Source organism: Dactylosporangium sp. NPDC049140, from assembly GCF_040648435.1.
On sequence record NZ_JBEZDS010000050.1, the window covers coordinates 60,654 to 86,450 of the forward strand.

The 25,797-nt window shown below is 73.7% G+C and carries 28 protein-coding genes; 11 read left to right on the plus strand and 17 right to left on the minus strand.

The annotated features are described in order from the left end of the window. Window positions 1-40: 40 nt before the first annotated feature. The 10 genes from AB0B76_RS47505 to AB0B76_RS47550 all read right to left on the minus strand — a co-directional run bounded on the left by AB0B76_RS47505 (window position 41) and on the right by AB0B76_RS47550 (window position 11,662). Window positions 41-1,033, minus strand: coding sequence for an ABC transporter permease (locus tag AB0B76_RS47505; RefSeq protein WP_360389182.1), 993 nt, complete (start codon window positions 1,031-1,033; stop codon window positions 41-43). Continuing rightward, window positions 1,030-2,517 carry a sugar ABC transporter ATP-binding protein gene (locus AB0B76_RS47510; protein WP_360389185.1) on the minus strand — a complete coding sequence of 496 codons (1,488 nt, stop codon included), beginning with the start codon at window positions 2,515-2,517 and terminating at the stop codon, window positions 1,030-1,032. The genes AB0B76_RS47505 and AB0B76_RS47510 overlap by 4 nt, the downstream gene beginning before the upstream one ends. After that, window positions 2,517-3,545, minus strand: a complete 1,029-nt coding sequence (locus AB0B76_RS47515; protein WP_360389187.1) for a sugar ABC transporter substrate-binding protein — start codon at window positions 3,543-3,545, stop codon at window positions 2,517-2,519. The genes AB0B76_RS47510 and AB0B76_RS47515 overlap by 1 nt, the downstream gene beginning before the upstream one ends. Beyond that, entirely contained in the window at window positions 3,542-4,852 is a 1,311-nt protein-coding gene (locus tag AB0B76_RS47520) for an L-fuconate dehydratase (protein WP_360389190.1), read from the minus strand. The genes AB0B76_RS47515 and AB0B76_RS47520 overlap by 4 nt, the downstream gene beginning before the upstream one ends. Window positions 4,853-5,183: 331 nt before the next feature. Then, window positions 5,184-8,285, minus strand: coding sequence for a carbohydrate-binding protein (locus tag AB0B76_RS47525; RefSeq protein WP_360389260.1), 3,102 nt, complete (start codon window positions 8,283-8,285; stop codon window positions 5,184-5,186). A gap of 201 nt (window positions 8,286-8,486) precedes the next feature. After that, window positions 8,487-8,969 carry an SRPBCC domain-containing protein gene (locus tag AB0B76_RS47530; RefSeq protein ID WP_360389192.1) on the minus strand — a complete coding sequence of 161 codons (483 nt, stop codon included), beginning with the start codon at window positions 8,967-8,969 and terminating at the stop codon, window positions 8,487-8,489. Continuing rightward, a complete protein-coding gene (locus AB0B76_RS47535) occupies window positions 8,966-9,289 on the minus strand; it encodes a metalloregulator ArsR/SmtB family transcription factor (protein ID WP_360389194.1) in 324 nt (107 codons plus the stop codon). Before AB0B76_RS47535 ends, AB0B76_RS47530 begins: the two co-directional genes overlap by 4 nt. 25 nt (window positions 9,290-9,314) lie before the next feature. Further along, window positions 9,315-9,968: a response regulator transcription factor gene (locus AB0B76_RS47540; RefSeq protein ID WP_360389197.1), complete on the minus strand. Its 654-nt coding sequence runs from the start codon at window positions 9,966-9,968 to the stop codon at window positions 9,315-9,317. Then, window positions 9,965-11,077 (minus strand): histidine kinase, encoded by a 1,113-nt coding sequence (locus tag AB0B76_RS47545; protein ID WP_360389199.1) that lies wholly within the window; start codon window positions 11,075-11,077, stop codon window positions 9,965-9,967. Before AB0B76_RS47545 ends, AB0B76_RS47540 begins: the two co-directional genes overlap by 4 nt. A 63-nt stretch (window positions 11,078-11,140) precedes the next feature. Then, window positions 11,141-11,662 carry a hypothetical protein gene (locus AB0B76_RS47550; RefSeq protein WP_360389201.1) on the minus strand — a complete coding sequence of 174 codons (522 nt, stop codon included), beginning with the start codon at window positions 11,660-11,662 and terminating at the stop codon, window positions 11,141-11,143. Between the two features lie 66 nt (window positions 11,663-11,728). Between AB0B76_RS47550 and AB0B76_RS47555 the strand changes: the two genes are divergently transcribed. Further along, on the plus strand, window positions 11,729-11,953 hold the full coding sequence (locus tag AB0B76_RS47555) for a hypothetical protein (protein WP_360389204.1): 225 nt from the start codon (window positions 11,729-11,731) through the stop codon (window positions 11,951-11,953). Here the strand turns inward: AB0B76_RS47555 and AB0B76_RS47560 are convergent. Continuing rightward, window positions 11,928-13,358, minus strand: coding sequence for a hypothetical protein (locus AB0B76_RS47560; RefSeq protein ID WP_360389207.1), 1,431 nt, complete (start codon window positions 13,356-13,358; stop codon window positions 11,928-11,930). The two genes, AB0B76_RS47555 and AB0B76_RS47560, sit on opposite strands and share 26 nt — an antisense overlap. 159 nt (window positions 13,359-13,517) lie before the next feature. Between AB0B76_RS47560 and AB0B76_RS47565 the strand changes: the two genes are divergently transcribed. From AB0B76_RS47565 to ptsP, 9 genes are read left to right on the plus strand one after another with little or no spacing between them, the layout of a single operon-like run. After that, window positions 13,518-14,099: a hypothetical protein gene (locus AB0B76_RS47565; RefSeq protein ID WP_360389210.1), complete on the plus strand. Its 582-nt coding sequence runs from the start codon at window positions 13,518-13,520 to the stop codon at window positions 14,097-14,099. A 9-nt stretch (window positions 14,100-14,108) separates the two neighbouring features. Next, window positions 14,109-14,870, plus strand: coding sequence for a DeoR/GlpR family DNA-binding transcription regulator (locus tag AB0B76_RS47570; RefSeq protein WP_360389213.1), 762 nt, complete (start codon window positions 14,109-14,111; stop codon window positions 14,868-14,870). Further along, window positions 14,867-15,817, plus strand: a complete 951-nt coding sequence (pfkB, locus tag AB0B76_RS47575) for a 1-phosphofructokinase (protein WP_360389216.1) — start codon at window positions 14,867-14,869, stop codon at window positions 15,815-15,817. The genes AB0B76_RS47570 and pfkB overlap by 4 nt, the downstream gene beginning before the upstream one ends. 60 nt (window positions 15,818-15,877) lie before the next feature. Continuing rightward, on the plus strand, window positions 15,878-16,972 hold the full coding sequence (locus tag AB0B76_RS47580) for a PTS mannitol transporter subunit IICB (protein WP_360389219.1): 1,095 nt from the start codon (window positions 15,878-15,880) through the stop codon (window positions 16,970-16,972). A gap of 4 nt (window positions 16,973-16,976) precedes the next feature. Further along, window positions 16,977-17,285 (plus strand): PTS lactose transporter subunit IIB, encoded by a 309-nt coding sequence (locus tag AB0B76_RS47585; RefSeq protein WP_360389222.1) that lies wholly within the window; start codon window positions 16,977-16,979, stop codon window positions 17,283-17,285. After that, window positions 17,278-17,712 (plus strand): PTS sugar transporter subunit IIA, encoded by a 435-nt coding sequence (locus AB0B76_RS47590; protein WP_360389225.1) that lies wholly within the window; start codon window positions 17,278-17,280, stop codon window positions 17,710-17,712. Before AB0B76_RS47585 ends, AB0B76_RS47590 begins: the two co-directional genes overlap by 8 nt. Continuing rightward, window positions 17,709-18,749 (plus strand): zinc-dependent dehydrogenase, encoded by a 1,041-nt coding sequence (locus tag AB0B76_RS47595; RefSeq protein WP_360389228.1) that lies wholly within the window; start codon window positions 17,709-17,711, stop codon window positions 18,747-18,749. Before AB0B76_RS47590 ends, AB0B76_RS47595 begins: the two co-directional genes overlap by 4 nt. A gap of 11 nt (window positions 18,750-18,760) precedes the next feature. Beyond that, the gene (locus AB0B76_RS47600; protein WP_360389231.1) at window positions 18,761-19,039 is read left to right on the plus strand and encodes an HPr family phosphocarrier protein; all 279 of its coding nucleotides are present in this window, start codon (window positions 18,761-18,763) and stop codon (window positions 19,037-19,039) included. Next, entirely contained in the window at window positions 19,032-20,672 is a 1,641-nt protein-coding gene (gene ptsP / locus AB0B76_RS47605) for a phosphoenolpyruvate--protein phosphotransferase (RefSeq protein ID WP_360389234.1), read from the plus strand. The genes AB0B76_RS47600 and ptsP overlap by 8 nt, the downstream gene beginning before the upstream one ends. Here the strand turns inward: ptsP and AB0B76_RS47610 are convergent. The 3 genes from AB0B76_RS47610 to AB0B76_RS47620 all read right to left on the minus strand — a co-directional run bounded on the left by AB0B76_RS47610 (window position 20,664) and on the right by AB0B76_RS47620 (window position 23,089). After that, window positions 20,664-21,464, minus strand: coding sequence for a polysaccharide deacetylase family protein (locus tag AB0B76_RS47610; protein WP_360389263.1), 801 nt, complete (start codon window positions 21,462-21,464; stop codon window positions 20,664-20,666). The genes ptsP and AB0B76_RS47610 overlap by 9 nt on opposite strands. Window positions 21,465-21,527: 63 nt before the next feature. Beyond that, window positions 21,528-22,736, minus strand: a complete 1,209-nt coding sequence (locus AB0B76_RS47615) for a DUF6596 domain-containing protein (RefSeq protein WP_360389237.1) — start codon at window positions 22,734-22,736, stop codon at window positions 21,528-21,530. Beyond that, window positions 22,733-23,089 carry a YciI family protein gene (locus tag AB0B76_RS47620; protein WP_360389240.1) on the minus strand — a complete coding sequence of 119 codons (357 nt, stop codon included), beginning with the start codon at window positions 23,087-23,089 and terminating at the stop codon, window positions 22,733-22,735. The genes AB0B76_RS47615 and AB0B76_RS47620 overlap by 4 nt, the downstream gene beginning before the upstream one ends. Before the next feature lie 90 nt (window positions 23,090-23,179). On the opposite strand from AB0B76_RS47620, the gene AB0B76_RS47625 reads away from it, so the two are divergent. Beyond that, the gene (locus AB0B76_RS47625) at window positions 23,180-24,298 is read left to right on the plus strand and encodes a PQQ-binding-like beta-propeller repeat protein (protein ID WP_360389243.1); all 1,119 of its coding nucleotides are present in this window, start codon (window positions 23,180-23,182) and stop codon (window positions 24,296-24,298) included. Here AB0B76_RS47625 and AB0B76_RS47630 read toward each other — a convergent pair. Genes AB0B76_RS47630 through AB0B76_RS47640 form a run of 3 tightly spaced genes read right to left on the minus strand, consistent with a single transcriptional unit; the run spans window position 24,286 to window position 25,626 of the window. Beyond that, entirely contained in the window at window positions 24,286-24,630 is a 345-nt protein-coding gene (locus AB0B76_RS47630) for an MmcQ/YjbR family DNA-binding protein (protein ID WP_360389246.1), read from the minus strand. The two genes, AB0B76_RS47625 and AB0B76_RS47630, sit on opposite strands and share 13 nt — an antisense overlap. Beyond that, window positions 24,627-25,223, minus strand: a complete 597-nt coding sequence (locus AB0B76_RS47635) for a TIGR03086 family metal-binding protein (RefSeq protein ID WP_360389249.1) — start codon at window positions 25,221-25,223, stop codon at window positions 24,627-24,629. Before AB0B76_RS47635 ends, AB0B76_RS47630 begins: the two co-directional genes overlap by 4 nt. Next, window positions 25,213-25,626, minus strand: a complete 414-nt coding sequence (locus AB0B76_RS47640; protein ID WP_360389252.1) for an SRPBCC domain-containing protein — start codon at window positions 25,624-25,626, stop codon at window positions 25,213-25,215. The genes AB0B76_RS47635 and AB0B76_RS47640 overlap by 11 nt, the downstream gene beginning before the upstream one ends. Window positions 25,627-25,797: the final 171 nt, after the last annotated feature.

The following is a 25,797-nucleotide window of genomic DNA, read 5'->3' on the forward strand; positions in this document are numbered from 1 at the left end:
CGGCCCCGGACCGGTTCCGCCCACCTTTGCCCGCCCTCGGCTACGAGTCCTGCGCCTTGCCGGTCGTGAGCCGGGCCAGCACGAGGGCGACCAGGATGATCAGGCCGTACACCGCCTGGATCCACTGCGCCGAGACCCCGGCGAGGGTCAGGATGTTGTTGATGAGCCCCAGCATGAGCACGCCGCACAGCGCGCCGAACAGGGTGCCCTTGCCGCCGTTCATGCTCACCCCGCCGATGACCGCGGCCGCGAACACCTGGAAGATCATGCCCGAGCCCTGGGCGGCGGCGACGGAGCCGAGCCGGCCGGTCATGAGCAGCCCGGCCAGCGCCGCGAGGACCCCGGCGACCATGAAGACGATCCACATGACCCGGTCGGTGCGGATGCCGCCGGCCCGGGCGGCGTCGGCGTTGCCGCCGATGGCGTAGACGGCCCGGCCGTGGCGGAACCAGCCGAGCACCGCGATGCCGACGGCGAAGATGGCCGCACACAGCCAGATCGACAGGGGCAGGCCGAGCCAGGTGGCGTTGCCGAGATAGAGCACCGACGGCGGCAGCTCGAAGAGGTTCTGCCCGCCGGTGATGCCGATCTGCAGGCCGCGCAGCTCGATGAGCATGCCGAGCGTGACGATGAACGCCGACAGGCCGAAGCGCAGGATCAGCAGGCCGTTGACCGCCCCGACGGCGAGGCCGACCAGCAGGCAGATCGGCACGGCCAGGGCGTCGGACCACTCGGTGCCGATGCCGTTGCTGGCCGCCGGGATGACCAGGGCCACGCCGAGGGCCGGGGCGAGGCCGACGGTCGACTCCAGGGACAGGTCGAAGCGGCCGCCGATCAGGATCAGCGTCTCGGCCAGCACCAGCAGGGACAGCTCGGTCTGCTGCTGCAGCACGTTGACGAGGTTGGCCCGGGACAGGAAGACCGGGTCGATCAGCGCGCCGACGATCAGCAGCACCACGATGGCCGGGACCAGCGCGAGGTCGCGCATCCGCCCGAGGCTCAGGGTGGGGCGCGGGACGGTGGTCGTGGTCATGCGGAGACTCCTTCGACGGCGGCGACCACGTCGGTGTCGCTCCAACCGGCCGCCAGCTCGGCGGTGACGCGTCCGTGGAACATGACGAGCACCCGGTCGCAGTGGCGCAGGTCGTCGAGCTCGTCGGAGATCATGAGCACCCCGGTGCCGGCGTCGGCGGCCGCGCGCACGGCCCCGAGCAGCGACTCCTTCGAGCGCACGTCGACCCCGGCGGTGGGGTTGATGAGCACGAGCACCCGCGGGTCGCTCGACAGCGCCCGGGCCAGGACGACCTTCTGGGCGTTGCCGCCCGAGAGGCTCGCGACCGGCGCGTCCGGGCCTTCCGTGCGGATGTCGTACCGCCTGATGAGCTCCTGCGCCACTGTCCGGCGCCGCGCCGGCACGACGGCCCCGGCCGGCCCGAGCCGGTCCGCGATCGGCAGGGTGGCGTTCTCGGCGACGGACAGCAGCGGGATCAGGCCCTCGCGGTGCCGGTCCTGGGGCACCAGGCCGACGCCGGCCGCGAGCGCGGCGGGGACGCCGGGCCTCAGGGCGGTACCACCGACGGCAACCTGTCCGGAGGTGGCCTTCCGGAGTCCGCCGACCGTCTCGGCGAGCGTGACCTTTCCGCTGCTGCCCGAGCCCGTCACCCCGACCATCTCCCCGGCCCGCACGTCCAGCGTGACCGGGCCGTAGGCGCCGCCCACCGCGAGATCCTGCACCTGCAGCACGACGGAGGACGCCGCCGGGGGCCGGGGCACGACCGTGGTGAGGCCGGCCGCCTCGCCGGTCATCGCCGCGACGAGCTCGTCGTGCCCGATGGCGGCGACGGGCTCGGTGAGCACCCAGCGGGCGTCGCGCAGGACGGTGACGGTGTCGCAGACCGCGTACACCTCCTGCAGGTGGTGCGAGATGAACAGCATCGTCACGCCCGCCTCGCTCAGCGACCGCAGGCGCGCGAACAGCCGGTCGATGGCGGTCGCGTCGAGGCGGGCGGTCGGCTCGTCGAGGATGATGAACCGGGCCCCCTGCGACAGGGCCCGCGCGATCTCGACGAGCTGGCGCTGCTCGACGCCGAGGTCGCCGGCGAGGGCCCGCGGGTCGACGTCGACGGCGTACTCGCCGAGCAGCTCGGCCGCCCGGCGCCGCAGGCCGGTCCAGCGGATCGGCCCCCGCCCGGCCTGGCGGTTGAGGAACAGGTTCTCGGCGACGGTCAGCGTGGGGATGATGGTGGAGCGCTGGAAGACGCAGGCGACCCGGGCCCGCCACGCGCCCCGGTCGGCCACCGGCGGGGCGGCCTCGCCGCCGAAGCGGACCTCGCCGCCGTCCGGCCGGTGCAGGCCGGTCAGCAGCGAGACCAGGGTCGACTTGCCGGCGCCGTTGCGCCCGACGAGCGCGTGGGTCTCGCCGGGCGCGATGCGCAGGGACACCTCGGACAGCGCCGTGGTGGCCCCGAAGCGCTTGGTCACCTCGTGGGCCGCCACGGCCGGACTGGCTGCGGTCATCACTTCCCGATCTGGTTGCCCCACAGGGCCTTGTCCTCGACGTTGTCCTTGGTGACCAGCGGAGCGGGCAGCTGGTCCTCGAGCACGCCGTCGCGGACCTGGACGATGGTGCTGTCGTGGTCGGTCTTGCCTGGGGCGAAGGTCTTGCCCTCGACCGCGGCCTTGGCGTAGAAGAGCGCGTACTTGGCGTAGAGGTCGGCCGGCTGGGAGACGGTCGCGTCGATCTCGCCCTTGCGGATGGCGTCGAACTCCTGCGGGATGCCGTCGTTGGAGACGATGAAGACGTGCTTGGGGTCGCTCGGCGGCACGAGCAGGTTCTTGGAGCGCAGCAGCTGCAGCGTCGGGGCCAGGAACACGCCGCCGGCCTGCATGTAGATGCCGTTGATGTCGGGGTGCTGGGCCAGGCGCGTCTGCAGCGCGGCCGAGGCCTTGGCGCCCTCCCAGTCGGTGGGCTCGGCGAAGACGGTGATGCCGGGGTACTTGCTCTGCATGCACGCGGCGAAGGCCTCGGACCGGTCGCGGCCGTTGACCGAGGACAGGGCGCCCTGGAACTCCACGACCTTGCCCTTGCCCCCGAGCTTCTGGCCCAGGAACTCGCAGGCCTTCTCGCCGTACGCCTTGTTGTCGGCGCGCACCACCATGTAGACCTTGCCCTTGTCCGGGCGGGTGTCGACGGTGACCACTGGGATCTTCTTCTGCTCCAGGGTGGTGAGGGTGGTGGCGATGGCGCCGGTGTCCTGCGGTGCCATCACGATGGCCTTCGCGCCCTGGCTCGTCAATGCCTGGGTGTTGGCCACGAGCTTGGCGATGTCGTTCTGCGAGTTGGTCGGCGCCATCAGGTTGATGCCGCTCTCCTTGGCGAACTGCGGGATGTATTTCGCGTAGGAGTTCCAGAAGTCGGAGTCGGCCCGGGGCAGGTCGACCGCGATCGGCGGGCTGGCGGTGTCGGTCTTGCTGTCGGCGGTGTCGCCGCACGCGGCGAGGGAGACGAGCAGGGTGGCGGCGATGAGAGGCGGGAGCATCCTCATGACGTGGCCTCGTTCCAGATCGGACCGTCGGGGTAGGCGTAGCGGGCGCGGCTCTCGGGCCGCATGGTGGAGCTGAACCCGGGCGCGGTCGGCGCCAGATAGCGGCCGGCGTGTAGGCGGACCGGGTCCACGAAGTGTTCGTGCAGGTGGTCGACGTACTCGATGACGCGGTTGTGCGTGCTGCGCGAGACTGCCACGTAGTCGAACATCGACAGGTGCTGGACCAGCTCGCACAGCCCGACCCCGCCCGCGTGCGGGCAGACCGGGACGCCGAACTTGGCCGCCAGCAACAGGATCGCCACGTTCTCGTTCACCCCGGCGACGCGGGCGGCGTCGAGCTGGACGAACGAGACCGCACGCAGCTGCAGCAGCTGCTTGAACACGACCCGGTTCTGCACGTGCTCGCCGGTGGCGACCGGGATCGGCGCGATGCGCCGGGCGATTTCGGCGTGCCCGACGACGTCGTCGGGCGAGGTGGGCTCCTCGACCCACCACGGATGGAACGGCGCCAGGGCCCGCACCCACTCGACGGCGGTGCCGACGTCCCAGCGCTGGTTGGCGTCCACGGCGATGCGCACGTGCGGCCCGCAGACCTCACGGGCGATGCGCAGCCGGCGGATGTCGTCGCCGAGGTCGGCGCCGACCTTGAGCTTGATCTGGGTGAAGCCGGCCCCGACGGCCTCGCGGCACAGCCGGGTCAGCTTGGCGTCGTCGTAGCCGAGCCAGCCGGGCGAGGTCGCGTACGCCGGGTAGCCGTCGGCCAGCAGCGCCGCGACGCGCTCCTCACGGCCCTCGGCGCCGGGCTTGAGGATCTCCAGGGCCTCGGCGGGGGTCAGGGCGTCGGTGAGGTACCGGAAGTCGACTAGCTCCACGAGCTCCTCCGGCGCCAGCGAGGACAGCAGCCGCCACAGGGGCAGCCCGGCCCGCTTGGCCCGCAGGTCCCACAGGGCGTTGACGACCGCGGAGATCGCCATGTGCATGACGCCCTTCTCCGGGCCGAGCCAGCGCAGCTGCGAGTCGTGCACCAGCTCGCGCCACAGGCCGCCGAGGTCGTCGAGCACGGCGGCGACGGAGCGCCCGGTGAGGTACGGCCGCAGCGCCAGGATCGCGGCCGTCTGCACCTCGTTGCCGCGGCCGATGGTGAACGCGAACCCGTGCCCCTCGTGCCCGTCGGCGGCGTCGGTGCGCAGCACGACGTAGGCGGCGGAGTAGTCGGGGTCGGGGTTCATCGCGTCGGAGCCGTCGAGCTGGCGGGACGTGGGGAATCGCACGTCGTAGGTATCCAGGGACGTGAACCGTTCGCTCATACATCGGATGTTTAGCAGAGTGGTGGCGGCTAGGGCAAGGCTTTCTTCCCGCAGAACAGAAGTTCGGCGATCGCTTGACGCGGGATACCTCGGATGTTCACTCTAACGTCGAGGGTTGCCCATGGTTCGATGTGCGGAGCCACCGCCACGGGTCCGGGCGACGCCGGGGAGATGTGACGCCGACGCGGATCCCCGGGACAGATGCCGGCCGCGGGGCGCCCCGCGGCCGGCATCCTCACGTCATACGCTGCGTGAGGCCTCATACGCTGCCGAGGCCTCACGCGCTGCCGAGGCCTCACGCGCTGCCGAGGCCTCACGCGCTGGCGAGGCCTCACGCGTTGACGAGGTCGAACTTCTCCCACGGCCCGATCGCGTCGCGGTTGGCGATGAGCGGGGCCGCGCCGGCGTTCTCCGCCGTCACGTACCGGCCGTTGACCGTGGCCTGGAGGCTCACGGTGTTGTCGGCGTTGCGCAGGAGCCGGAACGTCTCCCACGACCCGGCCTGGGCGCGGTTGGCGACGAGCGGGTTGGCCCCGGCGTTCTCGGCGCACACGAACTGCCCGTTGACCCGGGCCCGCAGCGCCACCAGGCCGCCGCCGAGGTCGACGACGTCGAACTGCTCGGCGGTGCCGATGGCGGTCTTGCTGGCGATGAGCGGGCTCGTGCCGGCGGCGTCGGCGGTGACGTACCGGCTGTTGACCTGCGCCCGCAGCGCCTGCCCGGCCGGCGGCGGGGTCGTGCCGGTGGTGATCCGCAGCGCGTCCACCATGCCGACCGACGTGGTCCGGTTGACGATCCGGATGGTGTGGGTGCCGTTGGCCAGGCCCGTCTTGCTGTACACGGTCTGCTGGACCTGCCGGGCGCCGGCCGCGTTGAGGTTCACGTTGGCCTGCAGGACGTTGTCGATGTACACGTCCATGTTGCCCATGTCGCTGAAGCGCTCGGAGAGCAGCTGCACGCCGGTGCCCGTGAACGTGTAGCTCGCGGTCGCGCCGACGGTGGTGCTGTGGTGCGTGTCGTCGTTGTAGTCGCCGTAGCCGCGGCTGGTGGTCTGGTACCAGTTCGCGTCGTACGTCAGCGCGGTGTCGTTGACGAGCCCGGGCTGCCCGGAGCCGGCGGTGCCGAGCGTCGAGGCGGTGCCGGACAGCGTCTTCACGCCCTGGTTGGGCGCGCCGGTCAGCTGCGTGTGGGTGTACGACGTCAGCGGCTTGGCGGTCCGCTCGACGACGTACACCGTGTTCGCGGCGGTGGCGAAGGTGACCTCGCCGGCCGTGGTGGTCGTCAGGACCGCGTTGTCGGAGGCGCGGCGGACCCGGATCTCCTGGGTGCCCCACGGGTTGACCACGCGGGCCTGCTTGCCGTAGAGGCTCTTCAGCCCGACGTACTTGGTCTCGTTGCCCTCGCGCTCGGAGCTGACCAGGAACCCGTCCTTGGCCAGCAGCGTGAACCGCCCGCTGAAGCCGCCGTCGTTCGGCGCGGCCGGGAATACCCGGATCTTGTCGTTGTAGGACTGCAGCAGGGCCTCGTTGGTGGCGGCCAGATGCACGCCGAGGTACTCGAAGACGCCGTTGGTGTTGTTCGTCATGCCGTTGGGGTAGTTCTGGTACCGCTGCAGCATCAGCTTCATCCCCGACAGCGCCTGGTCGCCCAGGCCCAGCCGCGCGGCCTGCACGGCGTCGTTGGCCCACACGTTGCTGTACGGGTTGGGCCGGTTGTTCCAGCTGGTGAGCGCCGTCTGGTAGTCCGCCGCCCCGATGCCGGTGAGGTCGTACGGCCAGATGAGCTCGGCCGTGACGTTCTCGCCGTTGCGCTGCTGGGCGGGGGCGGGCGGGTCGTGCGGCAGCCAGGCGCCGCCGGCGACCTTGTACGGCTCGATGTTGTTGAGCACGTCCTGCCAGCCGGCCCGCAGGCCCGCGTCGAGCCCGAGCTGGTTGCTCACGGCGATCGTGAGCGGGAAGAGCAGCCGGACCGCGGCCAGGTCGGTGATCGCGTTCTTCACGTCCCAGTAGGTCTCGTGGGCGTTGGAGGAGGCCATGTAGTACCGGCCGGTCGAGGCGTCGCGGGAGAGCTTGGCCTGGTAGAACTTCACGACCTCGCGCATGAACGGGTACGCGGTGCCCTGCAGGTAGGCGGTGTCGTTCGTGTAGCGGTACTGCAGGTACATGTTGTACGCGGCCTCGGTGCCCGTCGAGTAGATGTCGTTGACGTAGTCCGAGTTCACCGTGCCGCGGGCGTTGCCGTCCCAGCCCATCGTCTCCGGCGTCCACAGCCCGTCGATGGCGTACCGCGTCTGCGTGTACGCCTTCAGCGCCGTGTAGTTGCGGCTGTAGAGCCGGTTCTCGGTGGCGGCGAGGTCCACGTGGTTCGAGGCCAGCATCGAGTTGTACAGGTCGCGCTGGTTCCAGTACCAGTAGCCGTTGCTCCACTTCGTGTTGTCCTGGGTCGCCCGGAACGCGCCGTTGATGAAGTGGAACGGGTAGTTGCCGAAGCCGCCCGCGGCGATCATGTAGGTCGCCAGGTAGTACACGTTCTCGAGGTAGTCGCCGGTGCCGGCCGCGCCGCTGTACTGCACGAACGACTTCGCCCAGAACGCGTGCCAGAAGTTGCGGTAGTTGTCCAGGGTGGTCAGGTAGCCGGCGCTCTTGGCCGCGGCGAGCTGCCGGCGCGCCTCGGCGACCGAGTCGCGGTTCGGGGCGTTGATCCGGCTGGCCGCGGTGAACCAGACCGTGTAGCTCGCGGACGGTGTGATGGTCAGCCGCACCTGGCGGCCGCCGACGACCTGGGTGCTGTAGCCGGCGCCCTCGACCGTCGCGGCGAGGGTGTAGCCGAAGCCGCCGGGGTCGCTCTGGCCGCGGCTGAACCCGGCGGCGGCGCTGTCGGCGAAGGTGCTGATCTGCTTCCACGTGTCGAGGTTGGGTACGTCGGCACTGTTGGTCACCGTCGCCGGGTCCCACATGCTCAGGTCGAGCGTGGTGCTGCCCAGGTTCGTCCGGGAGTCCTCGACGTGCACCCCCATGACCTCGGAGCCGGGCACGCCGAGCACGGTGACCGTGCGGTTGCTGTCGTACTTCGTGGTCAGGGTGCCGTCGTACAGCGAGAGCCGCTGCTGGTAGGTGGTGTATCCGGTGTCCAGGCCCGGGTTCGTGTTGAGGTTCACCAGGCCGGCCGCGTAGGCCGACTGCTCCGAGGCGTCCACGTTGGACACCTGCATGGTGAGCCCGTTGGCGTTCCACACCATCGCGCCGGTCCGGCCGTTGCCGACCGTCAGGCCGTACAGCGGGTTGGTCTGCGGGCTGTTGTAGACGATGTCGTGCTTGGACAGGTAGCCGGCGTAGTCGACGTCCAGGACTCCGGTCCCGGGGTTGAACGCCTGGTCGGTGGTCGCGGCGGTGGCGGGGCCGCCGTGCAGGACGGCGACGAGCGAGCCCAACATCGCGGTGGCGGCCGCGAACAGGGCGAGTCGGCGGGTCACGGTTGCTTTCTCCTTCGCAGAGGTGGTGCCGGGGCGGTCCGCGACCCACGCCCGCCGATGGGGAGCCGCGTCCTAGCTTGCAGTCAACATGGGAGGTCTGACGTTCGTCAATGGCTTGGCTGGGGCTTTTGCTGGCTTTGATCCGCTCAGAGATGGGATGATTCAGTCGCCGAACGCGCTACCCGTCTCGAGCAGGGACTTGAGGTCGCTGAGCACCCAGGCCCAGCCGCCGCCGGCGCCCATCTCCTCGAACTCGCCGGCCATGAGCCGGGCCATGTTCGGCGCGTCGGCGAGCTCGTGGGTCACGGTCAGCGCGGTGACGCCGTCCTTGCCCTCCTTCAGCTCGTACGTCAGCCGCGTGAACCCCTCCGCCGCGATGCCCGGGTCCATGAGCATGCGGAAGGTCTGCACCAGGCGGTGCGGCGGGTCGGCCTCGACGACCTCGCCGTCGGTGCCGATCTCGGGCGCGCCCATGGCCAGCATGCCCGGGTTGGACCGCCCGGCGATCGCGCCGCCCGGGCGCAGGTCCATCTCCGTGCGGCCGCGGTAGCCGTAGCGGGAGTTCCACTCCGGCGAGGTGATCGCGGTCCAGACCCGCTCCGCGCCGGCCCTGATATACACCTTGTAGACCTGTGTTCCGCTCATGTGTCGTCGCTCTCCAGTCCGTGCTTGAGGTCGAGCAGTGCCGAGGCGTTGTCGCTCGTGTACTTGTCGATCCAGCGGTCGTGGATCTGCCGGATCGGTACGGCGTTGAGGAAGTGCAGCTTCTCCCGGCCCTGGCGCCGGGGCACCACGAGGTTCGCCTCCTCGAGGACCTTCAGGTGCTTCATCACCCCGAAACGGGTCATCGCCAGCTCGGACTCCAGCTCCGTGAGCGTGCGGCCGTCGCGCGCGAAGAGCAGGTCGAGCAGGAACCGCCGGGTCGGATCGGCAAGGGCCTTGAAGACGCGATCGTCGTCGTCCACGCCTCGAAGTTATGTGACCGAATGGTCACGTGTCAAGGGCGGTCACCCGGCGCGCCGCGATCGCGGCCTGCATGCGGCTCTGCAGCCCGAGCTTGGCGAGGATGCGCGAGACGTGGGTCTTCGTGGTCGCCTCGGCGATCCCGAGCCGGGCCGCGATTGCCGCGTTGGACAGGCCCTCGCCGAGGCACTCGAGCACCTCGCGCTCGCGGGCGGTGAGCAGGCCCACCGGCACGGCGACCGGCGTCGGGGCCTCGCTCGGCGGCCCCGCGAAGGCCCCGAGCACCCGCCGGGTCACCGCCGGCGCGACCACGCCCTCGCCCCGGGCCACGGTCCGCACGGCGCTCACCAGCTCGTCGGCCGAGGCGTCCTTCAGCAGGAAGCCGGCGGCGCCGGCACGCAGGGCGCCGAAGAGGTACTCGTCGAGGTCGAACGTCGTCAGCGCCAGGACCCCGGTCACCCCGCCCGCGACCAGCTCCCGGGTCGCGGCGACCCCGTCGAGGCGGGGCATGCGCAGGTCCATCAGCACCACGTCGGGGCGCAGCCGCAGCCCGATCTCGACCGCCGCCGCGCCGTCGGGCGCCTCGCCGACGACCTCGATGCCGGGCTGCGAGCGCAGGATGAGCACGAGCCCGGCGCGCACGGCCGGCTGGTCGTCGGCCACGAGCACCCTGACGTTCACGCCGTCTCCCACGGCAGGCGGGCCTCCACCAGCCAGCGATCCCCCCGCGGGCCGGCGGTGAGGGTGCCGCCGAGCAGCGCGGCGCGCTCGTGCATCCCGATGAGGCCGGCGCCCTCGCCGCGCTGCTCGTGCTCCGGCCGGCCCGAGGTGACCCGGATGCCGACGGCCATCGGCTCACGGTCGACCTCGACCGTGACCGGGCCGCCGTCGCCGTGCTTCATCGCGTTGGTCAGGGACTCCTGGACGATGCGGTACGCGGTGAGGTCGACGCTCACCGGCACGTCCCCGGTCGCGCCGCGCACCTCGAGGCGGACCGGCAGCCCGGCGCGGGCGACGAGGTCGTCGAGGGTCGCCAGGCCTCCGGGCGGGTCATCGGGCAGTGCGGCCGGGTCCCTCAGGAAGCCGACCATCCGCCGCATCTCGGCCAGGCCCTGCACGCTGTTCTCCCGGATGACCGTGAGGGCGTCGCGGGTGCCGTCCCGGCCGAGGTCGGCCGAGAGCGCCGCGGTGGCGTGGATGGCCACCGCGCTGAGGTGGTTGGCGATGACGTCGTGCAGCTCGCGGGCCATTCCGGCGCGCTCCGCGGCGACCGCGTTGGCCCGGTCGGCCTCGGCCAGCCGCGTGATCTGCTCGGCCGAGCGGCGCGCGGCGGCGGCCTGGTCGCGGTGGTGGCGCACGTGGGTCCCGGTGAGGATCGGCACGACGGTGACGAGCGCGAGGAGCACGGCGAGCCCGACCGCGCGGACGTCGCGGACCACGACGAGGCAGGCGACCGCGGTCACCACGGAGCCGACGACGCTGCCGGCGAGCAGCAGCCGGGCCAGCCGCGCGCTGCCGTGCAGGCAGGCGTCGTAGAGCACCTGCGTGTACACCAGCGGGGTGGCGAGCGACGGCCCGATGACGACGTCGGCGGCGACCGCGGCGGTCCCGACGGCCACGGACGCCACCGGGGCGGCCCGGCGCAGCAGCAGGGCGCCGCAGCAGACCACGAGCGGCGCGAACAGCCAGCGCGCGTCGAGGCGGGCCTGGTACTGCCCGGTGACGAACATCAGCGCGCCGGCCGCGAGCCCGCTGCCGGCGAGGATCCAGTCGACCGTGCGCCCCTTCACCCTGCGATTCCATCACCGGCGCGGGCCCCGGCTCAATGAGACTTTCGTTGTACGCGGGCCGTGCTACCCAGCCGCCGCGAACTCGTAGAAGTCGCGGTGCTCGGGCTTGCGCAGCAGGAGCACGAGGCGCAGCGCGAGGATGCCGAGCGCGACGACGGCGATGGCGTGCCCGCCGGTGAACCAGAGCGGGAACAGCTTGTCGGACGCGGCGGCGGCCTCGGCGTTGTCGGCGGCCGACGCGCCCCGGGAGTTGCCGCCGAGGCCGGCCGGGCTGTAGACGACCGTGAAGAGGTCGACCACGAAGCAGGCCGGCAGCGTGTAGATGACCGCGAGCCGCGCGCCGGGCCGCGCCCGGTTCACCAGGAACACTGTCGCGACCCCCACCGCCGCGGCGACGACGGCGACCGCGATGCAGAACACGAACCGCTGCCTGGTCCCGTCGTACGGCGGGTCCTCGATGACCGCCCAGCCGTACCGCCCGGCGTTGGCCACGAACGTCTGCCGGCCGAGCACCGTGATGACGGCGTCGGCCACGGCGACGAACGCCGCGAGCCCGGCGAGGCGGTTGATGCGTGACCCGGCCATGTTCCAGTACCCCCGTGATCGATGAGACTCGCATCGTAGGGCGGCGCCGGCGGTGTCGCGGTCGCGGTGCTCGGGCTGGTCGCGCGGCGGTGGGCGGGGACGGTCGCGCTCGGGTACGGACTGGCGGCGCTCGGGCTGCTCGGGTGGGTCGCGGTGCGGATGTACCGTGCGCCGGTCGGTTATCAGGAGGCCAACCACAACTTCACCGCGTGGCCGACGGCCTGGTTCGCCGTGCTGGCGCTGGCGGTCGCCGGGATCGCGCTGGTCAGGCCCCGAGCCAGCCGCAGATGACGTCGCGGACCTGCTGGTCGCCGAAGTAGCCGGTGTGGGCCACGGCCGGCCGGGCGCCGGTGAGGGTCAGCGGGGCGTCGACCCGGTACTGCCCGGCCCGGTAGACCCCCTCGGTCGGCACGACGAGGTCGTTGGCGCCCGCGAAGAGCGCGTCGGCGAGGCCGTCGAGGACCCGCAGGGCCGGCGGCGCGTCGTCGCCGGGCTCGAAGTCGGCGGCGATCGCGTGCACCGCGGCCCCGGCCGGGCGCGGCTGGTCGTTGAGGGCGGCCAGCCACGGGCCGCCGGGGTCCATGGCGGCGATGCCGGGCAACCCCGCGAGCGCGCCGGTGGCGACGTCCTTGACGATCTCCAGTACCGGTTCGGCGGCGTCGTCCAGCCGGAGCGCGGTCATGTTGGTGGCCACGTCGAGCAGGTCGCGCAGCCGGTCGAGGCGGGCCAGCACGGTGCCGGCGTTGGGCGTGGCGACGTGGATGAGCCGCTCGACCACCGGCGGCGGCCGGCGGGCGGCGGCGGCCAGCCGATGGTCGCCGAGCAGCCGCGCGACCAGGCCGCCCCGCGAGTGGCCCAGCACGTGGAAGCGCAGCGGCCGGCCGGCCGGCAGCCGCTCCAGGAGCCGGCGCACGTTGGCGGCCGGGTCGTCGTGCAGGGTCGGATGGTCAAAGGCCAGAACCGCGCCGCTGTACCGTTGCTGCGCACGCGACAGGAAGGCCGGATCGGCCGCGAGGCCGGCGAAGCCGCTGTACCCGGTGCTGAACGTGCCGTGCACCAGCAGCAGGATCGGGCCGGTGCGCCCGTCGAACCACCGGGCGTCCAGGGGCCGGGCCGCGTGCTCGAAGTAGGCCGCGCCGGCCTCCCACAGCCCGTAGGGGCGGTGGCGCCGCTCCCACAGCGCCGACACGGACCGGGCCACGCCGCCCGCGCTCCACTCGACCGGGAAGCGCAGCACGTGCAGGATCTTGCCCAGGCCGAAGCCGAGCAGGGCGCGCCGGGCGGCGGTCGGGGCCGGGGGCGCGTACTGCTCGACCGGGATCTCGAACGTCTGGGTGGCGGCGCCGGACCGCCGCGCGCCGGTCGTGGTCGCCCGGCGCGCGAAGTGCCAGCGCACGATGCCGGTGTCGTCGGCCTCGAGCACGACCTGGGCCTCGTCGACCGGCGGCGCCGGGACGGTGAGCTCGAGGGCGGCCTCGGTTCCGGCCGTGGCCGTGACCGTGGCCGTGGCGCGCAGGTCGCGGACCGGAACCGACAGCTCGGTGCGCAGGCCGGCGCGCTCGAGTGCGGCGCCGAGCGGGCCCTCGATCTCGACGCCGCCGAACACGGGCGCGCGGGCCTCGCCGCCGGTGTGGCGCGCGGCGATGACGACGCCGGGGGGCAGCGCAACGATGTGGCCGGGCCGGAAAACGGGCATGGCGACTCCTTTGTCGCGGGCGCGGCTTCCATCGAGGACCGTAACGCCGTGGAGCTGCCGGTCGTCATCGGCCGAACGGCCGCCGGTGCGACAAAGGATGTAGGCGAACCCTCAGCGCTGCCGACGCGCCGGGCCGGTGCGGCGGCGAGGCTCGAGGGCATGCTTATCGCTTGGATCGTCGGATGTGAGATCGCCTTCTGGGTGCTGCTCGGGGCGGGGCTGGTGTGCCGGTACCTGTTGCGGCGCCGCCGGGCCGGGGCCGTCCTGCTCGCCGCGACCGCGCTCGTCGACGTCGTGCTGCTCGTCGTCGCCGCGATCGACCTGCGCGGCGGGGGCGTGGCCGGGCGCGCGCACGCGGTCGCGGCGGTGTTCCTCGGCTTCTCGGTGGTGTTCGGGCCCTCGATGGTGCGGTGGGCCGACGTCCGGTTCGCGCGGCGGTTCGCCGGGGGGCCGCCGCCGCGGGTCGTCCCGAAGCGCGGGCCCGAACGGGTCAGATACGAGTGGCGAGAGTGGGGCAAGGCGCTGCTCGCCGGGGCGGTCGCGGTCGGGCTGCTGCAGGGCGGGCGCTGGTGGATCGGGGCGCCCGAGCGGACCGGGGCGCTGCAGGGGATGACGCAGTTCGTGGCGTTTGCGCTGGTGGTCTGGTTGCTGGGGTGGCCGGTGTGGGTTTCTGTGGTTCAACTCTTGACGGCCCACACAAACGGGCGTAAACAAAACACAAGCAAATCGAAACGGCGGTGAAACCACATCATGTACGCCGAGGAGCGGCAGCAGGCCATCGTGCGCATCGCCCGCGAGCAGGGGCGGGTCGAGGTTGCCGGGCTGGCCGACGAGCTCAACGTCACGTCGGAGACGATCCGCCGCGACCTCACCACGCTCGAACGGGCCGGCGTGTTGCGCCGGGTGCACGGCGGGGCGATCCCCGTCGAGCGCATCGGCTTCGAGCCCGCCCTCGCTACTCGCGACGCCGTGCTCGTGGAGGAGAAGGAGCGCATCGCCAAGCTCGCGCTCGCCGAGGTCCCCGAGGAGGGGGCCATCATCCTCGACGCCGGCACCACCACCAGCAAGCTCGCGAACCTGCTGCCCACCGACCGGGAGCTGACCGTCGTGGTCAACTCGCCGGTCATCGCCACCGCGCTGGGCCCCCGCGCCAACCTCAACGTGCTGCTGCTCGGCGGCCGGGTGCGGGGCAAGACCCTCGCCACCGTCGACGACTGGTCGCTGCGGCCCCTCGCCGACCTCTACGTGGACGTGGCCTTCCTCGGCACCAACGGCGTCTCGGTCGAGCGCGGGCTGACCACGCCCGACCCGGCCGAGGCCGCGGTCAAGCGGGCCATGATCCGCGCCGCCCGGCGCACGGTCCTGCTGGCCGACCACACCAAGCTCGGCAACGACTACCTGGCCCGGTTCGGGGAGCTCGCGGACGTCGACCTGTTCGTCACCGACGGCCGCGCCGACCACGACCTCGTGGGGGACATCGAGGCCATCGGCGTCCGGGTGGTGCGGGCATGATCGTGACGGTCACGCTCAACCCGAGCCTCGACCGGGCCATGGACGTGGGCCGGCTGGCGCGGGGCGAGGTCATCCGGGCCACCGCGGCCCACCTGGACCCCGGGGGCAAGGGCGTCAACGTGTCCCGGGCGCTGCTGGCCAACGGCGTGCCGTCGGTCGCGGTGCTGCCCTGCGGCGGCGACGAGGGCGGCCAGCTCGTACGGCTGCTCAAGGCCGAGGGCGTCGAGGTCCTCGCCGTGCCGATCTCCGGCCGCACACGCTCCAACATCACCCTCGCCGAGCCCGACGGCACCGTCACCAAGGTCAACGAGCCCGGCCCGAAGCTCGTGCGGGCCGAGTTCGACGAGATCACCGAGCGCGTGCTGACCCGGGCCGGCTCCGCGGACTGGGTCGTGCTCTGCGGCAGCGTGCCGCCCGGGCTGCCCGCCGACGCCTACGCGCAGCTGTGCCGCCGGCTGTGCGCGGCCGGCATCCGGGTCGCCGTGGACACCAGCGGCCCGGCCCTGCGCGAGGCCGCGACGGCCGGCGCCACGCTGCTCAAGCCCAACCGCGACGAGCTGGCCGAGGTCGTCGGCGCCCCCCTGGCCGACCTCGGCGACGTCGTCGCCGCGGCGCAGCAGCTGCGCACGTGGGGCGCGCAGACCGTCCTGGCCAGCCTCGGCGCCGACGGGGCGGTCCTCGTCGACGCCGACGGGGTCGTCACCGGCACCTGCCCGGTCGCCCGGCCGCGCAGCACCGTCGGCGCCGGCGACGCCCTGCTGGCCGGGTTCCTCGCCGCCGGCGCGCGGGGGGCCGCCGCGCTCGCCGAGGGCCTCGCCTGGGGCGCCGCCGCGGTCAGCCTGCCCGGCAGCAGGATGCCCGGCCCCGCCGACCTGATCCGCCACAACGTCACCATCCACCCCCGCCCGGACGAGCTCCGCCCGTTGCTCTCCGGTCCGCCCTCCTGAAGGAGACACCCCGTGTCGAGCTATACACCCCAGGTCACTGGTTCGGGATTCCGAGCCTCCGTGCAACGAGTCGGCGGCTACCTCGCCGCGATGGTCATGCCGAACATCGGCGCGTTCATCGCCTGGGGTCTGATCACCGCCCTGTTCATCCCGACCGGCTGGATCCCCAACGCGCACATCGCGCAGCTGGTCGGCCCGATGATCACCGTGCTGCTGCCGCTGCTCATCGGCTACACCGGCGGCCGGCTGGTGCACGGCCAGCGCGGTGCCGTCGTCGGCGCCGTGGCCACCATGGGCATCGTGATCGGCGCCGACGTGCCGATGTTCCTCGGCGCCATGATGATCGGCCCGCTGGCCGCGTACGTCCTCAAGCTGTGGGACGGCCTGGTCGAGAACCGCATCCGGCCCGGCTTCGAGATGCTCGTCGACAACTTCAGCGCCGGCATCATCGGCGGCGCGATGGCCATCGGCGGCCTCTACGGCGTCGGCCCGGTCGTCGAGTGGCTGACCAAGCAGGCCGGCAAGGGCGCCGACTGGCTCGTCGGGCACGACCTGCTGCCGCTGACCTCGATCGTGGTCGAGCCGGCCAAGGTGCTCTTCCTCAACAACGCCATCAACCACGGCGTGTTCGGCCCGCTGGGCGTCGCCGAGGCGGCCGACAAGGGCAAGTCGATCCTGTTCATGATCGAGTCGAACCCCGGCCCGGGCCTCGGCCTGCTGCTCGCGTTCTTCCTGTTCGGCCCGCGCAACCTGCGCCCGAGCGTGCCGGCCGCGATCATCGTGCAGTTCCTCGGCGGCATCCACGAGATCTACTTCCCGTACGTGCTCATGAAGCCGAAGCTGATTCTCGCCATGATCTGCGGCGGGGCCGCGGGCGTCGGCACGTTCATGCTCACCGGCGCCGGCCTGGTCGCCACCCCGTCGCCGGGCAGCATCTTCGCCTACATGGCGGTCACCCCCAAGGGCGGCTACTTCGTCGTGCTCCTCGGCATCTTCGTCGCCGCCGCGGTCACGTTCGCGGTCGCCTCGGTCCTGCTGGGCTTCGGACGCGGCGAACCCGCGGAGGACCAGGCGATCGGGCCGGACGAGGAGACCGTCGTCAACCCCGACGAGGCCGAGAACGTGCAGGCCAAGCTCAGCCGCCAGGAGGCGTGAACCGATGCCGAGCATCAACGGTACCGACATCAAGAAGGTCGTCGTCGCCTGTGACGCGGGGATGGGCAGCAGCGTGATGCTCGCCAGCCAGCTCAAGCGCCAGCTCGCCAAGAACGCGGTCGTCGTCGAGCACACCCCGGTCAACTCGATCCCGGCCGACGCCGACGTCGTGCTGTGCCACAAGGGCCTCGCCGCCCGGGCCCGGGTCAGCGCCCCCGACAAGGTGATCATCGCGTTCCAGGTGTTCATCGGCGACCCGGCCGTCACCCGCGTCGTGCAGGTGGTGCAGCGCGGCGGTGAACTCAGTGGGTGACCTGCTCGCCCGCGACGCGATCCGGCTCGGCGAGCGGGCCGGATCGCGGGACGAGGCCGTCCGCCGCTGCGGCGAGGTGCTGGTCGAGATCGGGGCGGTCGGCCCGGCGTACGTCGAGGCGATGCTCGAGCGCGAGCAGAGCGTCTCCACGTACATCGGCGAGGGCGTCGCGATCCCGCACGGCACCCTCAACAGCAAGGAGACCGTGGTGCGCGACGCCCTGGCGGTGCTCGCGTTCCCCGACGGCGTCGACTGGGGCGGCGAGGACGTGCGCGTGTGCGTCGCGATCGCCGCCGCCGGCGACGGTCACGTGGACATCCTCGCCGCGCTCGCCGAGATCCTCATGGAGCCCGACCAGGCGGCCCGCCTGCGCGGGGCGACCACCGCCGACGAAGTGCTCAATCTGCTGGTTATGGAGCGATCGTGAGAGTTGTACGGTTCCACGCCCCCGGCGACGTCCGCATCGAGGACGCCCCCGAGCCGACGCCGGGCCCCGGCGACGTGAAGATCCGGGTGCGGGCGTGCTCGACCTGCGGTACCGACGTCAAGATCTTGAATTTCGGCCATCACCACATCGTGCCGCCGCGGGTCATGGGCCACGAGATCGCCGGCGAGGTCGTCGAGGCGGGCATCGACGTGGACGGCTGGGGGCCCGGCGACCGGGTCCAGGTCATCGCCGCGATCCCGTGCGGGCGCTGCGGCGAGTGCCGCCGCGGCCGGATGACGGTCTGCCCCAACCAGGTGTCGATGGGGTACCACTTCGACGGCGGCTTCGCCGAGTACATGATCGTGCCGCCGAACGTGCTCGCCGTCGACGGCCTCAACCGCATCCCCGACGGGCTGAGCTTCGCCGAGGCCTCCGTCGCCGAGCCGCTCGCCTGCGTGCTCAACGGGCAGAACCTGGCCGGCGTGGGCGAGGGCGACGACGTGGTGGTCATGGGCTCCGGCCCGATCGGCTGCCTGCACGTGCGGCTGGCCCGGGCCCGCGGCGCCGCCCGCGTGTTCCTGGTGGACCTCAACCGCGAGCGCCTCGACCTGGCCGCGAACCTCGTGCGGCCCGACGCGGCAGTCTGCGGCGCGGAGACGGACGTGGTCGATGCGGTGCTGAAGCTCACCGAGGGCCGGGGCGCCGACGTCGTCATCACCGCCGCCGCGGCCGGCGCGGCCCAGGAGCAGGCGGTGCAGATGACCGCGCGGCAGGGCCGGATCAGCTTCTTCGGCGGCCTGCCCAAGGACAAGCCGGTCATCGCCCTGGACTCCAACCTCGTGCACTACCGCGAGCTGACCATCGTCGGCGCCAACGGCTCCAGCCCCGCCCACAACAAGGAGGCGCTGCGGCTCATCGCCGACGGTGCCGTCCCCGTCGCCGACCTCATCACGCACCGGCTGCCGCTGGAGAACGCGCTCGACGCGTTCGGCATCGTGGCCCGCGGCGAGGCGATCAAGGTCACCGTCGAGCCCTAGGAGGTACCCCCGTGCCCATCCGGACCGTCGTCGTCGGCTCGGCCAGCGGCCTGCACGCCCGCCCCGCCGCCCTGTTCGTCGCCGCCGCGGCGAAACAGCCCGTTCCCGTGACCATCAGCACCGGAGGGGCCAGGAAGCCGGTGCCGGCCCGTAGCATGCTTGGCGTGCTGTCCCTCGGCGCCAAGCAGGGCACGGAAGTCACCCTCGAGGCCAGCGGCGACGGGGCGGACGCCGCCCTGGACGAGCTCGCCGCGCTGCTCGCGCGCGACCTGGACGCCCCCGATGCCTGAGCTGTCCGGCATCGGGGTCTCGCCCGGGCGCGCGGCCGGCCCGGTGCTGCGCCTGGCCCCGCCGCCGTCGCTGCCGCCCCCGCCCGCCGTCGTCGACGCGGAGGCGGAGCGGGCCGCGGTCCGCGCCGCGGTCGCCGCGGTCGCCGCCGAGCTCACCCGCCGGGCCGACGCCGCGGCCGAGGCGGCCGTCGCCGAGGTGCTGCGGGCCCAGGTGCTCATGGCCACCGACGAGATGCTGGCCGACGCCGCCGACGCGGCGATCGAGGCCGGCGCGGCCGCCCCGCACGCCCTCGCCGCGGCCCTGGCCGAGCACCGGGCGGCGTTCGAGGCGGCCGGCGGCTACCTGGCCGAGCGGGTCGCCGACCTCGACGACCTGCGGGACCGGCTGGTCGCGGCCTGCCTGGGCCTGCCGATGCCGGGCATCCCGTCGCCCGGCCACCCGTTCATCCTGGTCGCGCGGGACCTGGCCCCGGCCGACACCGCGGGCCTGGACCCGGCTGTGGTGCTCGGGCTGGTCACCGCGGAGGGCGGCCCGACGAGCCACACCGCGATCCTGGCCCGGATGCTCGGCATCCCGGCCGTCGTGCGCTGCGTCGGCGCCGCCGGCATCGCCGACCTGACGGTCGTGTCGGTCGACGGCGCCTCGGGGGCCGTGACGGTCGGGCTGTCCCCGGAGGAGGCGGCGGCCGTCAACGCCGAGGCCGTCGCGCGGCGTGACCGGCAGTCGGCGTCGTCCGGGCCGGGGCGCACCGCCGACGGGCACCCGGTCGCGCTGCTGGCCAACATCGGCTCCGCGCGCGACCTGACCGGCGAGGTCGAGGGCGTCGGGCTGTTCCGGACCGAGCTGCTGTACCTCGACCGCGCCGACCCGCCCTCGGAGCAGGAGCAGGTCGCCGCCTACGCCGCGGTGTTCGCGGCGCTGCCCGGCAAGAAGGTCGTGGTGCGCACCCTCGACGCCGGGGCCGACAAGCCGCTGCCGTTCCTGCGCATGGCCGACGAGCCGAACCCGGCCCTCGGCGTGCGCGGCCTGCGGATCGCCCGGCGCAGCCCCGAGGTCCTCTCGACCCAGCTCGCCGCGGTCGCCACCGCCGCCGCCGCGAACACCGCCGACGTGTGGGTGATGGCGCCGATGGTCGCCACCGCCGCCGAGGCCGCCGAGTTCGCCGCCGCCTGCCGCGCCCACGGCCTGCCCTCGGCCGGCGTGATGATCGAGGTGCCGGCGGCCGCGCTGCGGGCCCAGGCGATCCTGCGCGACGTGGACTTCCTCAGCCTCGGCACCAACGACCTGAGCCAGTACACCTTCGCCGCCGACCGGATGGCCGGTGACCTGGCGGAGCTGCTCGACCCGTGGCAGCCCGCGCTCATCGCGCTCATCGCCGCCTGCGCGGCGGCCGGCCTGGAGGCGGGCAAGCCGGTCGGGGTGTGCGGCGAGTCGGCCGCCGACCCGGACTTCGCGCTGGTCCTCACCGGGCTGGGCATCTCCAGCCTGTCGATGGCGCCGCGCAGCATCCCGGCGGTGCGCGAGTCCCTCGCCGCGCACACGCTGCAGGAGTGCCGCCAGATCGCCAAGGCCGCCCTGGCCGCGGACACCCCGCAGGCCGCCCGGTCCGTGGTCCGGCGGGTCTCAGCGTAGGACGACGAAGCGCAGGCCCCGCGACTGCAGGGCGGGGATGACCGTGCGCAGCGCGGCAAGCGTCTGCGAGCGGTCGCCCCCGCCGTCGTGGCACAGCAGGATGTCGCCGGCCCGGGCCCCGAGGAGCCGTTCGGTGATCGCCGACGTGCCCGGCCGGGTCCAGTCCCGCGGGTCCCGATCCCAGTTCACCGGGGTCATCCCGGCCCGGGCCGCCTCCGCGAACACCGCCGGCGAGCACGCGCCGCCCGGGGCGCGGAAGATCGTGGGCGTCTGGCCGGTGGTCTCGTGGATCTTCTCCTGGGCCCGGTCGAGCTCCTGCCGCACCTGCTCCGGCGGCATGGTGGCGAGCTGGGCCGGGTGGCTCCACGTGTGGTTGGCGACCTGGTGCCCGGCCTCGACCACGCTGCGCGCGACCGCCTCGTGGCCGAGGACCTGGTTGCCGATGAGGCAGAACGTGGCCGGCACCTGGTGGCGCTCCAGCAGCCGCAGCACCTCGGGGGTCCAGGCCGGGTGCGGGCCGTCGTCGATGGTGAGGGCCACGGCGTTCGGCGCGAAGTCGGGGCCGGGGACGAACTGGCGGAACTCCTTGAGCGTGTACACCGGCCTGCTCAGCGGGGCCGGGCCCGCCGACGGGCTCGCGGAGGGCGACGGCCGGGCCGGCGGCGGCAGCAGCATCGGCGGCGGGGACGTCGACAGGTTTGACTCGGCCGGGTGCGGGGCAGTGGCATCCTGGGCGAGTAGGCCCGTCGCCACCGTGGCCAGGCCGGCGCCGATGAGGCGGCGGCGGGACATGCTCGTCAAGGATCCTCCGTCGGGTTCGGTGCGCCGTGCACTGGTCCAGACGTTTTGCGGCGATTATTCGTTGCACCGTACCTGTTCGAGCCGCCCGGCCAGAAAGGCGCGCTCGGCCTCGTTGTCGGTCAGCGCCAGGGCCTCGGCGTAGGCCAGGGCGGCGTCGGCGCGGCGGCCGAGCCGGCGCAGGAAGTCGGCCCGGGCGGCCGCGAGGTAGCCGTACCCGGCCAGCGCCGGCTCGTCCAGGAGCGGTTCGAGGGCGTCCAGGCCGGCCGCGGGCCCGTCGCGCAGGCCGAGGGCCACGGCGCGGTTGAGCCGCACGACGGGCGAGGGCCACAGGGCGAGCAGTGCGTCGTACAGGCCGCAGATCTCGTTCCAGTCGGTCGCCCCCCACGTGGGCGCCTCGGCGTGCACGGCGGCGATCGCGGCCTCCACGGCCCACCGGGTCGGCGGGCGGCGCAGCGCCTCGCCGAGCAGCGCGGTGCCCTCGGCGATGCGCCCGGTGTCCCACCGCGTGCGATCCTGCTCGGCCAGCAGCAGCATCCGCCCGTCCGGGGCGGTGCGGGCACCGCGGCGGGCGTCGACGAGCAGCAGGAGCGCGAGCAGGCCGGCGACCTCGGCGTCGCGGGGCAGCAGCAGGCGCAGCATCCGCGCGACGGCCACGGCGCCGTCGATCAGGTCGGCGCGCTGCAGCCGGGGGCCGGCGGGGGCGGTGTGCCCGGTGGTGAAGACGAGGTGGACGACCTCGCAGGCGGCCGAGACGCGGGCCGGCAACTCGGCCGGGCCGGGCACCCGGAACGGGATCCGCGCGGCGGCGATCTTGCGCTTGGCCCGCGTGATGCGGGCCGCCATCGTCGGTTCGGGTACCAGATAGGCCCGGGCCGCCTCGGCCGTGGACAGGCCGCCGACCAGCCGCAGGGTGAGGGCGACCTGGGCGTCGCGGGACAGCGCCGGGTGGCAGCACATGAGGATGAGCCCGAGCCGGTCGTCGGCGGGCGGGGCGACCTCGTCGGTGACCAGCTCCGGCAGCATCCGGCGCAGGTGGGCCTCGCGGCGCAGCCGGTCCAGGGCGCGGTTGCGCGCGACGGTGGTCAGCCAGGCCCCGGGCCGGTCCGGCACGCCGGCCTCCGGCCACACCCGCAGGGCCTGGGCGAAGGCGTCCTGGACGCACTCCTCGGCCAGGTCGAGGTCGCGGGTGAGGCGGACGGTGACGGCCAGGACGCGGGCCCACTCCTCCCGGTGGGCCCGCTCCACGGCCGTGGTGACCGTCACCCGCGGTCCACGATCGGCCGGACCTCCACGCCGCCGTGGCCCGCCGCCAGCTCCGGCAGCCGCTCGGCGAGGGCCAGCGCGGCGTCCAGGTCGGGGGCGTCGACGACGTAATAGCCGCCCAGCGCCTCCTTCGTCTCCAGGAACGGCCCGTCGGTCGGGGTGGGCCGCTCGCCGGTGGTGGAGCGCAGCGTCGTCGCGGTCGCGGACGACTCGAGCTCGTGGCCGGACACCAGGCCCGGGCCGGCCGCGGCGACGAACGCCCGGTGGCCCGCGCCCTTCGCGGTGCGCTGCTCGGCCGTCTCGGCGTCCCAGCGCTGCTCGTCGCCGTAGATCAGCAGGAGGTACTTCGCCATGGTGGAATCCCTTCGTCGGTTCGGTGCCTGCCTGCTGACGACGAACGGGGCGGCGCGGATTCGACACGCCCCCGGCCGTACGATCGCCGGATGGATCGCCGCACCCTGCTTCGGGTCGCCGCCGCCGGGGCCGGGGCGCTCGCGGTGGGCGGCGCCGGGGCCTGGTACGCCCTCCGCGCCGACGAGAGCCCCTCCGCGCCCGGCGCCGTGTCCGACGGGCGGCGCTGGCGGGTGACGCTGCCCGACCAGCCCGACGCGCTGCTGGTCGCGGGGGACACGGTGCTCGCGCTGGGCACCGGGCTGACCGCCTACGGGGCCGGCGACGGGCAGGTGCGCTGGCGGCAGGAGCTCGGCCGCAACACGGTGCAGACCAGCCGGGCCGGCGACGCGCCGATCCGGGCGGCCGGGGACGCGTTCGTGCTCCGCACCCAGGAGAGCGGCGCCGCCCAGGTGCGCGTGGCCGCCCTCGGCGACGGCCGGGAGCGCTGGCGGCGGTCGTTCACCGGGTACCTCGGCGACGTCGTCCTGACCGACCGGGGCGCGGTCGTGACCGTCGCCGACGGCACCGGCGGCCGCGGCCTGACTGGCTTCTCCGGCCCGGCGGACGCGTGGCGGCAGCCGGTGACCGCCACCGACGGCCCGTTCGACCTGCTCGCCGTGGGCGGCACCGTCCTCGCCGCCGCGGACGAGCTCGCCGCCCACGACGCCGCGGCGGGCACCCGCACCTGGGGCGTGGCCGCGGCCGAGGGCCACGTCTTCGGCCGCCCGGTGGCGCTCGGGCCGCTCGTGGTGGCGCTCGGGATGCGGTACGTCGACGACGACTACCTGTACCGCAACGAGTCCGTGCACGCGTTCGACGCCGCGTCGGGGGAGCAGCGCTGGAGCTACGACGCGCCGGGCGGCTTCCTGGCCGACGGCGCGCCGCTGCTGACCGGCCGCGGGATCGTCGCCGTGCACGAGAGCGGCCGGCTCACCGGCCTCGACCCGGGCAGCGGCGCCGCGCGGTGGAACTTCGACTGGGACTTCGCCGACATCATCGCCCTGGGCGACCGGGTGTGCGTGGCGACCATGGACGGGGTCGCGATCGTCGACCCGGCGACCGGAAGGCGCACGAAGCAGCTCGACGAGCCCGACGCCTACAAGCTCGCCGGGTCGGGGTCGCGGCTGTGCGTGGCGGCCGGGAATACGCTCACCGCCTACGACGTCTGAGGACGGTCCCGCTTGGGCAGCTTGGACACCACCCAGCGGTAGGACTCGTCGATGGCCTCGTAGAGCTCCTCGTCGGGGATGGCGCCGGCGATCCGCAGCGAGTTCCAGCCCGAGCGGCCGATGTACGCCATCGCGGAGGCGTCGCCGGGGTACCGGTGCAGCCACTCGTCGGCCGCCTCACGGCTCGGCGCGCACTTCACCCCGACGGTCTCCGCGCCGATGAACGCGAAGATCTTCGGGCCGACCTTGGCCACGACGTCGCCCTCCCACGGCTGGTCCTCCCAGGCGCCGGGCCGGGCCAGGCAGTGCTCGAGCAGCTCGTCACGGGTCACGGTCGTCTACCCAGGAAACACAGGAAGCGGGTCTGGGCGTCGGCGCCGGCGGGCGGCTCGACCGGCGGGTCGAACGCGCCGGTCGCGAGCAGGCCGGCCGCGTAGGGCCCGGCGGCCGCGTGCACCCGCGCGACCTGCGCCGGGTCGAGGGTCTCGTCGCCGCCGGTGGCGCGGGCCAGGTCCCAGGTGTGCACGAGCACCTCCACGCTGCCGACGACGGACACGGCCTGCGGGATGGGCGCGGCGCCCATCGGCCCGCCGGGCAGCCGGAGCGCGGTCCGCGCCGGGTCGGCGAGCATGGCCAGCATATCGTCGCGGACGTGCGCGAACGCGGCGGCCAGGTCGGCCCCGGGGGCGACGGGCGGGGCGCCGGCCATCGGGCCGACCCCGACGCCGTCGGCGGGCGCGGGGGCCGGGCCGGCGGCCATGAACAGGAAGCCGCGGTGGCCGTTGACGAGGTGGGCGACCACGTCGCGGGCGGTCCAGCCGGGGCAGGGGCTCGGGTTGTCCCAGGCCCCGGCGGGCACGGCGCGGATGCGGGCCAGGAAGCCGTCGGCCAGCTCGGCGTAGTCCCGGGAAACGTCAGAGCCCATGCAGTACCTCCGAGAGTCGTCCGGCGATCCGGCCGCGCCAGCCGCCGCGCATGATGCCGGCGGCGCGCTCGAGGCCCGGGCCGCCGGTCTGGTGCAGGAAGAGCCGGGTGCCGTGGCCCTCGGCGTGCAGGGTCCAGGTGAGCGTCCACGTCTCGCCGCTGACGGCGTCGGTCCAGGCCACGCGCAGCGAGCGTCCGGGCTCGAAGCCGAGCACCTCGGCGTCGACGGTGCCGGAGAACCCGGCGGCGGGCAGCGGCGGGACCTGCATGCGGTACCGGTGGCCGGCCTCGAGGCGGAAGTCGCCGGGCATCAGCCAGCGGGCGATCAGGTCCGGCTCGGTGAGCGCGCGCCACACCTTGGCCGGCGGGTGCGGGTAGAACGTGCCGGTGGCGAGCCCGGTCATGCGGCCTCCGCTTCGCTCCGGCCGCACGACCTCCGAGCTGAGCCCATGATGACCGGCCCCTCCGCTTCGCTGCGGACCGGTCATGCGGCCTCCGCTTCGCTCCGGCCGCACGACCTCCGAGCTGAGCCCATGATGACCGGCCCCTCCGCTTCGCTGCGGACCGGTCATGCG